The following is a 14,051-nucleotide window of genomic DNA, read 5'->3' as shown; positions in this document are numbered from 1 at the left end:
AAATTATTGGCTATGATTAAGTATATAAAAAAGATTTTTACGATAATTTCAGCGCTTTCTGTCTTTGGTGCTTATGCACAACAGGAACCGCAATACACGCAGTATATGTATAATACACTCACGGTAAACTCGGCTTATGCAGGATCATTGGGACATTTGGCCATAAGAGGAATCTACAGAACGCAATGGGTCGGTCTGGACGGAGCGCCAACTACGCAGTCTTTTTCGCTTGACACGCCAATTGCCAAAAATGTCGGACTTGGTTTGTCTGTTGTCAGTGAATCGATCGGTCCTTCTGAAGAACAATATATTGATGGAAATTTCTCTTATACCATTCAATCGGGACAAACCCATAAATTGTCTTTTGGTGTAAAAGGCGGCGGAAGGGTTTTAAACATCGACTGGACAAAAGGAAGCCACCGCGATCCTGATGTACAGTTTCGTGACAACATCACCAATAAATTTGTGCCCGTAGTTGGAGCTGGTTTATACTGGCATGGCGAACGCGATTATATCGGATTATCAATTCCAAATTTTCTGACCAGAGAACGCTATAATTATGATGACATCGCCGATGATCTTGTAAACGAAAGAATGCATTTGTACTTAATTGGAGGTATTGTTTTCGATCTTTCGCCAAATACAAAATTCAAACCGGCAATGTTGCTTAAATATGTATCTGGAGCGCCATTAATTGCAGATTTTTCAGCCAATTTTATGTTTAGTGAAGTAATTACGCTTGGTGTTTCCTACCGTACTTCCGATTCTGTGAGCGCTATGGCCGCATTGCAAATTGCACCTCAGTTCACCGTAGGTTACGCTTATGATTATACCACAACCGCATTGCAGAATTATAACAGCGGAACGCACGAAATCATGCTCCGATTTGAATTAGTATCACGCAAAAAAGGTTTAAAATCTCCACGATTCTTTTAATACTGTATTTTATGAAAAGAAGAATTACTATACTTGTCTTGCTCGCCATTCAATTGGTTTGTTCGCAAACGAAGAACAAAACGGCCGATGCTCTTTTTGATAAAATGTATTATATAGATGCAGCAAAGTCGTATGAAATGTCTATTAATGACGGAGATGTTTCTAAAGAAATGCTTCAGCGCGCCGGCGATGCTTATTACTTCAATACGCAAATGGAAAATGCCAGCAAATATTACAAAAAACTGCTGTCTGATTATCCAAATGAAGTTTCTGCCGAATATTATTTCCGATATGCGCAGTCTTTGCAGGGAATTCAGAATTATGAATTGGCAAAAAAATGGATGAAAAACTTTTCTGAAAAACAAAAAACATCCGATTCCAGAGGTCAGAATTTCTCTCTTAAAACTGTAACGCTCGAAGACATCAAAAAGCTAAAACCACAGTTTTTGCTTGAAAATCTCGACATTAATTCGGCTTACTCTGATATGGGACCAATGTTCTACAAAGGTGATTTGGTGTATTCCACAACAGTTGATTCCTCCTATTTAAAAACAAATAAATATGGATGGAATGATCAACCTTATTTAAATATGCAGCTCGGAAAAATAAGTCCGCAACAGACAAATGTGAGTTTTAAAGAACGTTTCGGAAAAGAAATCACAACGCAATACCATGAAGCCTGTGTGGCATTTTCGCCTGACGAAAAAACCATTTATTTTACCCGAAACAACTACAACGGAAAACTAAAAAGAGACAGCAAAGGCGTTAATAATTTAAAAATTTACTCGGCTACTGCTGTAGAAAATGGCAATGGATCTGTGAAGTGGGAAAATGTAAAAGAATTGCCTTTTAACAGTGATAGTTATTCCGTTGGACAGCCAACGGTGAGCAAAGACGGAAAAAAACTGTATTTTGTTTCTGATATGCCGGGCACAATTGGTTCTGCTGATATTTTTGTGGTTGATATTTTAGGAAATGACCAATATTCGAATCCAAAAAATCTTGGAGAAAAAATAAATACCAGCGGACGCGAAATGTTTCCTTTCATTACCGATAAAGCCCTTTATTTTGCTTCTGATGGTTTCTTAGGTCTTGGCGGACTTGATGTTTTTGAAAGCCGACTCAACAATGAAGTTTTTGAAGAACCTGTCAATCTCGGTGCTCCGCTAAACAGCAGTATGGATGATTTTGGCTATATTGTAAATGAAGAAACCAATAAGGGTTTTGTTTGCTCAAACAGAAAAACAGGCAAAGGCGATGACGATATTTATTCCTTTGAAAGAAGCTGCGTTCAGTCGATAAACGGCTATGTTTTTGATGCTATTTCGAACAAAAATATTCCCGGAGCGATCGTAACTTTAAAAAATAGTGATAACCAAAAACTGCAGGAAACGGTTTCCAGCATTGATGGAAAATTCGAATTTGCTGATAACATTGAATGCCGTACGCCGTATACAATTGAAGCGGCAAAAGATAATTTTACGACCAGTACAAAAGCAATTCTTACTCCTGAAAATTCGGGCATAACCGAAGTTCCTATTGGACTTGATCCTGCTCTTATTGAACGAAAAGACGGTTTGCTGAAAATCAAAATTGGAATTATATTTTTTGATCTCGATAAATCGGATGTTCGCTATGACGCCGCAATCGAGCTGAATAAAGTGGTCCTTTTAATGACTCAATATCCTAGCGTTGTCATTAAAATTGAATCCCACACCGATTCTCGTGCCAATGATCAATACAACCTCGAACTTTCTGACCGAAGAGCAAAAGCCACACGCGATTACATTATTTCGCAAGGCATTGCTCCTGAACGTATTGAAAGTGCTATTGGTTATGGCGAAACACAGCTTATCAATGATTGTTCAAACGGCGTTCCGTGTACCGAAGCACAACATCAAATGAACAGACGAAGCGAATTTATTATTACTAAAATGTAGGTTTTGGAAACAAAAAAATACTTGTAAAATCTTTTTCAGTTTGTTGTAAATGCAATAAATGCAACAATTAAATGTTTATACATATAGAGATAAACAAATTAATTTTAAGAATATATGCATTTATTACAATTGAAAAATAGGATAACGTTTTTGTTCTTACTTCTTGCAATCGGGACATCGATTGAAGGGTTTGCGCAAAAAGAACTGGATAACAAATACAAGCCAATTCCGGCGAAAACTCCTAAAACAAAAGAAGTTGTACCGCCAAAAGAAGAAGCTCCAAAAGTGAATCCGCCAGCGCCTGTTGAAAAACCAGATCCTTCAAAAATCAATCCTGAGGAATTGTTCAGCAATACTAATCTGTACAAAACTCCGGCAAATACAGAAGGCATTTTTTACAGACAAAATCAATTTTTGGGAAGTTTTAAAACCTCAACATTTACTTCAACAATTCGTTATCGTGACGCTGCTTTTGTGGATGGCGATAAAATCAAAGTATATGTAAACGATAAAGTAATTGAGCCCGAAGTTACAATGAAAGGCGAATACCAAGGTTTTAAGATTGAATTGGTTCCTGGTATCAACAAAATTGATTTTGAAGCTTTAAATGAAGGCTCAGCTTCGCCAAATACTGCCGAATTCCAAGTCTATGACGATAAAGGTACTGTGATTGAATCCAGCCAATGGAATGTTGGAACGGGTTATAAAGCTACTATTGTTTTATATAAGGAATAAGTAAAAATTGTAATTGAAAACAAAAAATCCCACTTTTTATGAAAGTGGGATTTTTTTTGTTTGGAGTGAGTCAAACACTTTTTACATTCTAGTAAACTCTAAAACTTTTCTTCAAAACAATCTAAATATTTACTTTAATTTTTTATGTCCATAATTTATATAAGATATTCATCGCAATTATATGAGTTATGATCAATACGAATTTTGATGTATCACCTTTTACTAATTTTACAAAATAATATATAAGTATTATTACATTTAGTAAAACAAATCCAAACAATATAAAAACAGCTTCACTCGGTCCTCCATTTGAAGGATAAGCATCAAATACTAAAGTCATCAGGATATAAACAAGAACATAATAAATCAGAGTTAATATTATTTCTCTAAATATATTTTTCATATGATTAATTTTTATACATTTTTACTTCCGTTTTTTCAAGAAGGATTTCTTCACCTTCACATTTTACAGTAAATGATGTTGTTTTGTACATAAAAGCAGGTCTTATTTCTATCTCTATATTCTTATCAGGATGATTCTTTTTCATTTTTTTGAAAACTGCTACAATTTCTTCTTCATCAAATTTTGCTTCGCCATTATAAATTTTAAAATAAAAGGAAATATTAAGGGGAAGTGCCACATGACTAAATAACTTTTTATCTAATTCTTCATTATTAAAATAATCTTCTTCACCATTTATATAAGTGATAAATAAATCAACAAAAGAATCTTCTTTATAAAAGAAAGGATGAAAACGCCATTTGTACTTTTCTCGATAAATATCCCAAATGCCATAAGGAATTCCAGATTTTGCGAATTTTTCCTGAAGGTATTTTGGAACCGAATGTTGATACCACCAATCATAAAATTCCTGTTGAGTATCTCCATCTGGATTATCATAAAAAGCATTTACATCCACAAACGTTTCTTTGGCTTGATATCTTGCCACTTCTACTCGATGTGCAATTCCTGTTAAAAAAAGCACGACAACACCGCCAGGAGCAACAGCAATCGTAATATGATTGTAAGTCTCGTGTTTAGTTTTTTCTGTTACACGATCCCAATTATAAAAGCCTTCTCGAAACAACTCCAGCATTTTATTTTGAGTAGTTTGATCTATCGTTGCCTCGATATTCCAAAACTTTTTTTCGGCATAACTTACCCAAGTAAGTGACAACACTGTTGGTATGATGTTACCCCCAGCTCCAATATCTGTTCCATCATATCCCCATCCATCATCTTCAGTTCCTGAACTATGTAATGCTGTTATAAATTTATCTTTTGTTGCAAAATAACCTTTATGAATTACGATAGGGTAATCTTCAACAGAAGTTACTGTTCCAGACCATGCAAAATCAGTTTTAGTACTCATATTTTTTTCTTGGTTACAGGAAATAAAAAAGAGCCAACAACAAATAATTATATTAAAATACTTTTTCATTAATTCTTCCACATTCTAACAACCGTTTTCAGTAAAGGAATTTCTTCTCCCTCGCATCTTACTGTAAAAGTTGTGGTTTTGTACATAAAAGCAACTTTTGCTTCTATTTCAATGTTTTTATTAGGATGAGCAGCAGTAAGTTTTTTAAAGGCATTTAACACTTCTTCCCCATCAAACTCTGCTTCTGCATTATACTGGCTAAACCAAAACCTGCAATAAGATGGTAAAGGTTTATTTTGGAAAACATTAAGATCTTCTACTCTTATTATTTCTTTCTCGCCATTTACATATTCTGATTCTCGATCAGCACTTTCTTTGTCTGATTTATAAAAATGAATATTAAAACGGTAATTGTATTTGGTTCTAAACTCTTTCCACAGCTTTACAGGAACTCCATTTTTTTTGATATATGCTTGAGTTTCTTTTGGAACTTCATTATCATAAAAAACATCAAAAAACTCTTGCTGTGTACGTTCATGAGGATTTCTGTAAAATTCATTAGCGCTTACAAAAGTTTCTACTGCTTGAAAATGTGCTATTTCTATACTGCGATTTTTACCTGTAAGCCATACTACCACAAATCCTCCAGGAGCAAGCCCAACTGTAATATCATTATAAGTGATATGAGACTTATCTTTACCCTCATAACCTTTCTTAAACAAGGCTAATATTTTATCATGTGGTAATTCTGCTTCTATTTTATAAAATTTTTTATCAGCATAACTTATCCATGTCAGTGATAAATCTGTTGGAATTGTTTTCCCACCTGCATAAGCATTATTGCCAAATCCCCAATCACCTGTACTCGCTCCTGTATTAATATAAGCAGTAATCATTTCTTTATTATTAGATAAATACCCTCTATAAATTTCAATAGGGTACTTATGAGGTGCCGTTATTGTAGACCCCCAGCTAAAACTATCTTTGTTTTCCATGTTTTTTTTATTTGAATTGTTGCAGGATAGTAACGCTACTATCCCTAATCCTAGTAATTGATTTATTATCTTCATGCATTATCCGTTTATATTTCTTTTTCGCTTACCATCTTCGAAATTGGGTTTATTGGGCTGTACTAAAGTATTTACCACTCCTTCTCCGTAAACGGCGTTCCAGTGCAGATATTCATGACGTAATTTTTTTAATACCGCATTATAGCTGTCTTCTTCGTTTTTTCGTTTTTCTTCTTCTTTAACAACGGCTGTATGATCATCAGTGCTATAGATTATAGTACGCATAGGGACAATTTCATACACAAAAGGCTGACCATCACGAAAAGCATAATCCTCTAATCGGGTTTTAATTTTTTCTAAAAAGTCTGCATTGGAGAATTTGGTGTTTTTGAAATTATATATTTCTTTAAGCGATTTTTCTTTTATAATAACACCTTTATCCAAACAAAAATTCACCATCAAATGCAACGGAATATAACTATACTGGTTGCTTATAGATCCTCTCTTAGACGATAATACACGCGCCACACCGTTTATTATAGTGCGCTGGGCATTGTCCCAATGAATGGTTAATTCTTTTGGTTTAAACCATCCTTCGGTAATAAGATGTTCCTTTTCTTTTTCAAGTTCATCACCAAACATTGATTGCGTGACCAATAATCTACCGTTTACCTCACTTCTACCCTCAACATAACTGCCTCCCACATCGCAGTGTACTCCCGGCAAATAAAGTTCTACACCGCGATCCGTTTTTCCTCCTCCTTTTTTTCCTGTAATACAAGAAATATCTACTAAGTCAAAATTGGCACGATGTTCATCTGCCGCTACCATGTGTACAGTAAATTTGGCTTTACTTATAGAATTAAGCCCTAAATCTTTAACATCATTCCATTGCACGAAACCATGATGTGGTACTGTATCGTACAATCCTGCAAAACGAATGATTAACCGGTCGAAAGTTATTGGGTTCTTTGTTTCTGTTAAGTGGTATCCTAATCTACCGTTACTTGGCAATTTTTTATCACTGTATTTACTGCTTACTTCATGACCGTTTGCATCTTTATAGTACCTCTCTCCCTTATAATTTGTTCCTGTCGCCATATAAGATTGTCTTGTGATTTCATGAACAAAAGCACGGGCTGATGCGGCACCACGGCTAAAACCAAAAACATCGACCGTTATTGTTCCCACTTCAGTTTCGCCAATTTCAATAATTTTATCAGCCATCAGTTTTACAGCCCTTTCTACACGATCTAGTATTCCCGCTTTTCCTTGCCCGAATCCGGGTCCTTCCATTATATCGTCTTGTTCATAATTCTCGAGAGGCAAAATTCCAGTATCTGCTTTCTTCTCGTCATCATTTAAAGTATTTGTTCCCATTCCTTCAGTATAAATTTTAAACACAGGATGTGATTTATTTGTAGAATCGTCTAAATAATTTTTAAAAATAATGGCAGGATTACTTAAGTCGTTTTCAAAACTATTGTCGTCTGAATATTTATATTTACTTTCTTTTTCTTTTCCTATTTGATCTTGGCTTGATGCCGCTACTTTTAAATGTTCTTCGGGATTCTCTATTTGTTTTTGCTGTTCTTCATAAGAAAGTTTAGAATGCTTTTTCTTAATTTGATCTTCTTCCCAAGTTCTTCTTGCAATTGTGTTGTACATATTGTTTAATGTCCCATCAATAAAAACCCCAAACGTAAAATCGATTTTCTTTTTCTCCTCTGGTGCTCCGGTTTTATCAGCTTCACCAAGAACTAACGGATTATTGCCTTTTAATTCGCCTTGCATTAATATTCCGTTTCGAGAAACTTTGAGTACACAATCATCTAAATCTATTTTTTGATTTTTTATTTTATCATGATATACTATAGGCTTTATATTTAATGATTTTCCGCTATCAAAATTTCCTTTTGCCTGAAACTGCCATGCCTGTTCTATAAAAACAGGAAAAACACATTTTTGTACACTGGTAACCGAAAGTTGTTCTTTGCTTTTGTCAATAACCATCGAGTTAGTTATTGTCCCATCTGGCGGTTGTGTAATTTTATTCCACTGATGAGTGTTGACAGACCGGCTAAAAGTAGTCAGTGCGTTAGGATCAAGTCTTTGAACAGGATTTCCATCTTTATCACTTGGCGTGGGCGTAAGATTTGTATCTGTTATCACGCCGTCATCTGCAAGCTGGACTTTTATGTTTTGCCCATACAACGCCTCCGTATAAATATGCAGGTAAACGGTTGATCCAAATGCTATTTCCTCAGTTATAAGTTTTCCTGCATAATCACGCCATTCTGCAGCAATAACTTTTGGAGTTCCTGTTGCGCTTACAAATATCCCGTGAGGTAATTGTCCTGTTGCTGGATCGTTTTCTGTAAAAACTTCAAGCCAGGCTGGAGCACCTCCCTCAAGTATTTTTGGGAATTTTATTTGTTTGCGTAAATCAAATGGAAGCCCTTTTGAAAACGAGTTATTATGCGAAATTTTTCTTCCCTCCATGCCTTTGCCAACTTTTTCCCAGCACCAGCAGACACTTTCCCTAATTTTTTGCAGGCTGTGTTCATAATACATTTGTTTTTCCTCATAAATTTTGAGTTCTCTTTCATAAACTGATTTTTTTATAAAACTCAACTTTTGAAAATCTTCCTTGCTTAACTTTTCAAACGGTTCCGGTTTTGGATGTTTCGGATTATCTAAAAAACCTTCCATTTCTATAATTAAAACATCAAATGTTCCCGCTTTTGAAAGTACTAGATGCCCTGTGTGTGCATTCCATTTTTGCCCTACTGCCACTGGCTCTTTAGGTACAATATGCAGTTTCTTACTCATTTTGTGTATTATTGATTAGTAATGCTTCATCTTCTAAATCACTAAAATTGATGCCCGGCATGATTTCAGCCAGTACTTCAGGCGAACTGTTTTTAATATTTTTCTCCGTCAATTCGGCTGTTTGCCCGTGGTTTTTAATTGATATACAATCTGGTGTTCCCATTTTACAAGTCGCTTTACTGTCTTCAAGTAGCGCTTTCCCTTTGTTCGAATAGGTCACTTTATCATACACACCAGACCATTTGGTTATGTTAATCATACAGGGCAGATAATCAGTGCCTGCGGGCTGTTTTTTACATTTTCCAAAAGTATTTTTCTTCATTGTCTGGCCAATTTCTTTGTCAGTAGCAATAAGTTTTTCCTTTCCCTCTCCGTCGTTAGCGTAATGTTTAGAATGTGTTTTTACAAGTAAAGTATCTGTTTCTGGCGCATCACTAAATTGACACTGACAAACCGCTCCTTGAACTACAAAATGTTTTTCGCTCATGATTCCATTTTTTAATATGACTTATTTATTTTTTTTTGAAAATAGATTTTATCCAGTGCCAAAAACCAGAATCTGTTTTTACCGTAGGCCCTACGCCTACAAAAAGCTCAATTCTTTCGCCAGGAGGTTTTGGGATTTTTGGCTTTGGTGTATTTGGCACTTGCCATTTGGGTTTTCTAAAATCAATAATATCATCATCTATTGATTCTTGCCATGCTTGAAATATTCTAGCATTTTCTTTCATTCCGGCGTCACTCCAAGGTCTGTATGAAGAACTCTCGGCTAAATGGTAAATTTCAACCTGAATTTTATGATTTGTATTTTCATCTATTTTTGTATCAAAAGTTCCATTTACCGAAAAAATACTTCGATCTTCTGTGTATAATTTATAATCTACATTGAATTTAGACTCGACGCACGCTGCTTCTGATTCAGAAAATTTTGATTTTGAAAAGTTATATCCCGATCGTATTTCATCAATGGTTCTTTCGTCAATACTAATTCCATCAACGTTGATGCTTATTTTATCATCATGAGAATATTTTTCTTGTACGGTCTGTACGGCGCCATATTCAATAAATTGATTCCCAAAGACTGGTGATTTCCAAATATGTTTAATGCGAAGTTTTTCGGAATAACTTACATAAAGAGGTTTGAAAAAAAGATGAAAAAACCAATTTTGATTAATTGATTGCATTAAGCGACACTCATCTAAAAATAAGTCGTCAATTTTAGAAATTATTGTTTCCGCATTTGATCCTTTATAATATTCGAAGATATTTTTGCGCTCAATTGACCATCGTTTTGCAATTTCATTTTGATTAAGAATTTCATCTATTTGACCATCTCTTTTTAGTTTTATTCTAATCGGAAAAATGGCTTGACCCGCAACGTTTGCAATTTGTTCTATTTTTGAAGCAGGAATTTTATTATTGATATGAACTTCTCTTCTGTTTATTTCAAAAACATAATTACCATTGAAATCTTTAAAGGTTACTTCAATCTCATAAAACACTTGATTTTTTAAAATATCATTTTGAAAATTCTCATATAGAAATCCGTAAACTCTTGTTTGATTCGCAGCACCAAAATCTAGAGTAAAATTAGAATCAAATTTTATCTTCATATTATTCATATTTGCGTCATTATACATTTAAAAAAAATAAGATTATTACTACAGAGTACTAATGTATGTAAAAAATATCTTGATTTATAATAAAATTCTTTCAAAAATAATTTAGACCAAAAAAAATCCCACTTCATAACAAAGTGGGATTTTTTCATTCTATAATTAACTCAAAACAAACTTATTCCAAAGGTTCTGGAATTTCCAAAGGATCAACAACTGGTTCTTGATGATCATTAACCCAAGCAATGAACAATTTATAGCCAATTGAAAAAACAATTGGTCCTACGAACAAGCCAATAAATCCAGACATAATAAAACCGCCAATCACACCGAGAAAAATGACCAGCATGGGCACGAGCGCACCTTTCCCTAATAAAAGTGGTTTCAGCACATTATCTGAAAGTCCGCTGATGATGAAAAATATCGTCCAGCCAATGGCATAACCCGAATCGCCTGTGGAAAATAAATAAACGATAACACCGATATTAATAATAATTGGCCCAATTTGCAGAATGGAAAATATCAGACAAATCAAAGTCAAAATTCCCGCATATGGAATATCAGCTAAAAACAATCCGATGGCTTGAATAATTGTCTGAATAACAGCAACTCCTAATATTCCTTTTACCACTTGATAAATAGTAGAAACGGAAATAGTCATGATTTCATCGGCTTCATTTCCGGCTATTTTTTTAAGAAATTTCATTGCAAAAACTTTGGCCCCAGGCGTTACCAATAAAATACCAGCAATAATTACCGATAATATAAATTGCAGAAATGCAGCACCAGAACTTAAAATGCTTCCCATAATGGTTGCCGAGAACTCTTTTATCTGATCTTGATATTTGATTACGCCCATTTCCAAATCGGTTGACATAGTGAGCAAAAATTCATATAAAGGCTTGCCTATTACTGGCCACTCTTTTATCGATTGTCCCGGAGGGGCTATTTTAAGTGTTCCGGCATCAAAACTGCTTTTCAGTTCTAGAAAATTAGCTGTTGCTGCTTTTAAAAAGTAAATCAGCGGCACTAGCATAATTGCTATGATTACAATAGTTATAATCACGGACGCTAATGTTTTTCGTCCCTTTAAGACTTTCTGCAGAAACTCAAATAAAGGAAGAAATACCACAGAAAGTATTACTGCCCAAAGAATTGGCATAAAAAAAGGCAACAGTAATTTGAGACAAAATCCAACAATCAGGAAAATGAAAAATAATTGTAAAATAGTATCAAAAAGCTCTTTTCGTTTATTTGAATTTGTAGTTTCCATGTTTATTTTGATTTAGATATGATTGGTTTAATTATTCTTGTTTTTTGATAGAAAAATTGGCATCAGAAACCAATCTTCCTATTAAGATTACGGGATATAAAACCCCAACGAGAACCTCAAGCTGGACAAGCGAGCGTGCCAACGGATGCAACGGCACGATTTCTCCAAAACCGGTTGAAGTTATACTGATATAGCTGAAATACATAAAACTAGCCTGATCACTGTTGATTGAAAATTGAGATTCGGCGATGTTGAAAGAACCTTCAATATGCCTAAAAAGAAATAAATACAGCGTACACCAAAGCTGCACCAATAACATATAAACTACAACCGAACCTATAATGCGATACGTTGTAACAGGCCCTGGCTCTAGTACTTTTCTTAAAACCAGAATTATTAAAAGTACCATGACGGCGGTCGTCAAAAAGAGGTCTGCAAATAAAATAATGATGTTTCGATTGAAATAATCGATGCATTGAATAATGACAAACAAAATAGGAATAATGGAGATGATAAACGCCTGTTTTTTATGCTTTGAAAGCGAAAAAATTCCGGCAAACAAAAACAACATCCAAAAAATATTGAGTCCGACCATAAAACGCGGATAACTCCCAAAAAACGGAATGGCGATAAAATGCATAATGCAAAGCAAAACCAGCATACCGCCGAGCCCGCTTTCCTTTTGCCATAAGCCATATAAAAACCTTTCTTTTCTTTGTGACATCATAATTTTTGCTGCTATTTTTGGGTTGATACTTTAAATTGGAATTGGCTCTACTTCTACTTTTCCTATTGGTCTGCGCCAAAGTTTAAAGAGCAGAATTATAAAAATGGGCAAAAAACAAATCGCCGACATGACGAGATAAACATCTTTATAAGCTAATAATATGGAAGCTTGCGAGGTTTGGTTCGAAAGACTTTTTTCTGCTTTTTTCTGCGCCTCAGCATCGGACAAACCCATGTATTTGAAGTTCCTTTTGGAATTTTCTAATTGATTTTTCGCCATTTTATTGATTTCAGATAATTGCTGGCTCAAACCGGTTTTATGCTGCACATTCATATTCGAAATAAAAGTTCCTAAAATAGCACCACCTAATATTGAAGCAAAAACTGCCTGTGCAATAATACCGCTCATCATTCTTGAAGTGCTTAATTGCGGCGGAACGCCTTCGGAAATGTAAAGCAGGGAAACTGGAAAAAGAAATCCCATTCCGATGCCTTTAAAAACCAACGGTACAAAAAAATCAGAAGAATCTATTCCGGGATAAAATCTAAAGAAGAGAATGATGTGATACAATCCGTAACAGGAAAACCCAATAATCCAGATGGTTGCTAGATAAATACGTTTGTACAACAAATAAGTCGAAAGCGGAATTGACAAACACAAACCAAATAATATTGCCAAATGGGTCAATGCGTTCAATAAAGGATCAAATCCTAAAACATTGGTCATATAACCGGTTATAACACTTCCTGTTCCGTTCATTATTCCGATATAAAACATCAAAAAAGCGCCGACAACGACATTTTTATGTTTATAAACATCTGGGTTTATGATTGGTTCTTCTGTAAAACGAACGTGAAGCAAATAGATTCCGGCAGTAATAAATAAAAATCCGATTGCCAACACAATTTTTGGATCACTCAACCAATTTCGGGTTTGTCCTTCGGCACATAAAAAAAGAATAATCGTTAAAAACAAAATCATGATGATCCAGCCTCTCCAGTCAAACTGAAACTTTTGTTTCATTGGCGCAACATCGGCTTTGTAAAAAAACCAAGCCAAAAGTATACCTATCAAGAAGTTGACATTCAAAAAATAAATACCAAAAGTCCAATTGTGAAGGCTCGTAAAATGTGCTCCTAAATATTGGTACAAATGCTGACTACCTTTCTGAATAAATTGAAGAATTCCGTACAGCAGCGCCATATTAAAAACCGGATTGTATTTTAATAAAATAGGCACCATCGAGGCAAATATTCCAATGACAGAAATGATAGCCAAAAGCGATCTAAAAAAAACAAACCATTCGATGGTTGAAACAAATAATAAGGCTGTGTTGAAAAGAATCGACAAAAAACTGGCGCACAAAATCATCGTCCTGATTTTGATTTGCTTTCCTAATTTTAATCCTAAAGGCATAAATGCTAGCATTACAAAAATGGGAATATAAATCGCATAACTAAAATCGGTGGTTGAAACTCCAAAATGTCCCATGATCTGCGAATTGTCATAAGCCGTGACGTTCAACCCATTAAAAAAAGGAATCGTTAGGATATACAATCCTAAAAGAGTAAAAATGCTTCCTTTTTTTCCTGCAATCATG

The 14,051-nt window shown here is 34.7% G+C and carries 12 protein-coding genes; 3 read left to right on the top strand and 9 right to left on the bottom strand.

Annotated features, from left to right (window positions below; all coding sequences use genetic code 11):
- The first annotated feature begins 12 nt into the window (after nucleotides 1–12).
- The 3 genes from FND99_RS00485 (at nucleotide 13) to FND99_RS00475 (ending at nucleotide 3,611) form a co-directional block, all read left to right on the top strand.
- A complete protein-coding gene (locus FND99_RS00485; RefSeq protein ID WP_144336041.1) occupies nucleotides 13–936 on the top strand; it encodes a PorP/SprF family type IX secretion system membrane protein in 924 nt (307 codons plus the stop codon).
- Nucleotides 937–947: 11 nt separating this feature from the next.
- The gene (locus FND99_RS00480) at nucleotides 948–2,876 is read left to right on the top strand and encodes an OmpA family protein (RefSeq protein ID WP_144336040.1); all 1,929 of its coding nucleotides are present in this window, start codon (nucleotides 948–950) and stop codon (nucleotides 2,874–2,876) included.
- Between the two features lie 150 nt (nucleotides 2,877–3,026).
- On the top strand, nucleotides 3,027–3,611 hold the full coding sequence (locus tag FND99_RS00475) for a hypothetical protein (RefSeq protein WP_246074140.1): 585 nt from the start codon (nucleotides 3,027–3,029) through the stop codon (nucleotides 3,609–3,611).
- A gap of 142 nt (nucleotides 3,612–3,753) precedes the next feature.
- Here the strand turns inward: FND99_RS00475 and FND99_RS00470 are convergent, their stop codons facing one another.
- From FND99_RS00470 to FND99_RS00430, 9 genes are all read right to left on the bottom strand, one after another.
- On the bottom strand, nucleotides 3,754–4,014 hold the full coding sequence (locus FND99_RS00470; protein WP_144336039.1) for a hypothetical protein: 261 nt from the start codon (nucleotides 4,012–4,014) through the stop codon (nucleotides 3,754–3,756).
- A gap of 4 nt (nucleotides 4,015–4,018) precedes the next feature.
- Nucleotides 4,019–4,984 (bottom strand): DUF2931 family protein, encoded by a 966-nt coding sequence (locus FND99_RS00465; protein WP_246074139.1) that lies wholly within the window; start codon nucleotides 4,982–4,984, stop codon nucleotides 4,019–4,021.
- 68 nt (nucleotides 4,985–5,052) lie between these two features.
- Complete coding sequence (locus FND99_RS00460; protein WP_246074138.1) at nucleotides 5,053–5,988, bottom strand: DUF2931 family protein; 936 nt, start codon at nucleotides 5,986–5,988, stop codon at nucleotides 5,053–5,055.
- Between the two features lie 78 nt (nucleotides 5,989–6,066).
- Nucleotides 6,067–8,835: a T6SS phospholipase effector Tle1-like catalytic domain-containing protein gene (locus tag FND99_RS00455; protein WP_144336036.1), complete on the bottom strand. Its 2,769-nt coding sequence runs from the start codon at nucleotides 8,833–8,835 to the stop codon at nucleotides 6,067–6,069.
- Nucleotides 8,828–9,322 carry a DUF4280 domain-containing protein gene (locus tag FND99_RS00450; protein ID WP_144336035.1) on the bottom strand — a complete coding sequence of 165 codons (495 nt, stop codon included), beginning with the start codon at nucleotides 9,320–9,322 and terminating at the stop codon, nucleotides 8,828–8,830. Before FND99_RS00450 ends, FND99_RS00455 begins: the two co-directional genes overlap by 8 nt.
- Nucleotides 9,323–9,347: 25 nt before the next feature.
- A complete protein-coding gene (locus tag FND99_RS00445) occupies nucleotides 9,348–10,448 on the bottom strand; it encodes a hypothetical protein (protein ID WP_144336034.1) in 1,101 nt (366 codons plus the stop codon).
- 181 nt (nucleotides 10,449–10,629) lie between these two features.
- On the bottom strand, nucleotides 10,630–11,724 hold the full coding sequence (locus tag FND99_RS00440) for an AI-2E family transporter (RefSeq protein ID WP_144336033.1): 1,095 nt from the start codon (nucleotides 11,722–11,724) through the stop codon (nucleotides 10,630–10,632).
- Between the two features lie 31 nt (nucleotides 11,725–11,755).
- Entirely contained in the window at nucleotides 11,756–12,451 is a 696-nt protein-coding gene (locus FND99_RS00435; protein ID WP_144336032.1) for an ion channel, read from the bottom strand.
- 30 nt (nucleotides 12,452–12,481) lie between these two features.
- The gene (locus FND99_RS00430) at nucleotides 12,482–14,050 is read right to left on the bottom strand and encodes an MFS transporter (protein ID WP_144336031.1); all 1,569 of its coding nucleotides are present in this window, start codon (nucleotides 14,048–14,050) and stop codon (nucleotides 12,482–12,484) included.
- Nucleotide 14,051 lies beyond the last annotated feature (1 nt).

Origin of the sequence: Flavobacterium daemonense (assembly GCF_007341385.1) — a bacterium.
Lineage (GTDB): Bacteria > Bacteroidota > Bacteroidia > Flavobacteriales > Flavobacteriaceae > Flavobacterium > Flavobacterium daemonense.
This window is presented reverse-complemented; position numbering and strand designations above follow the sequence as displayed.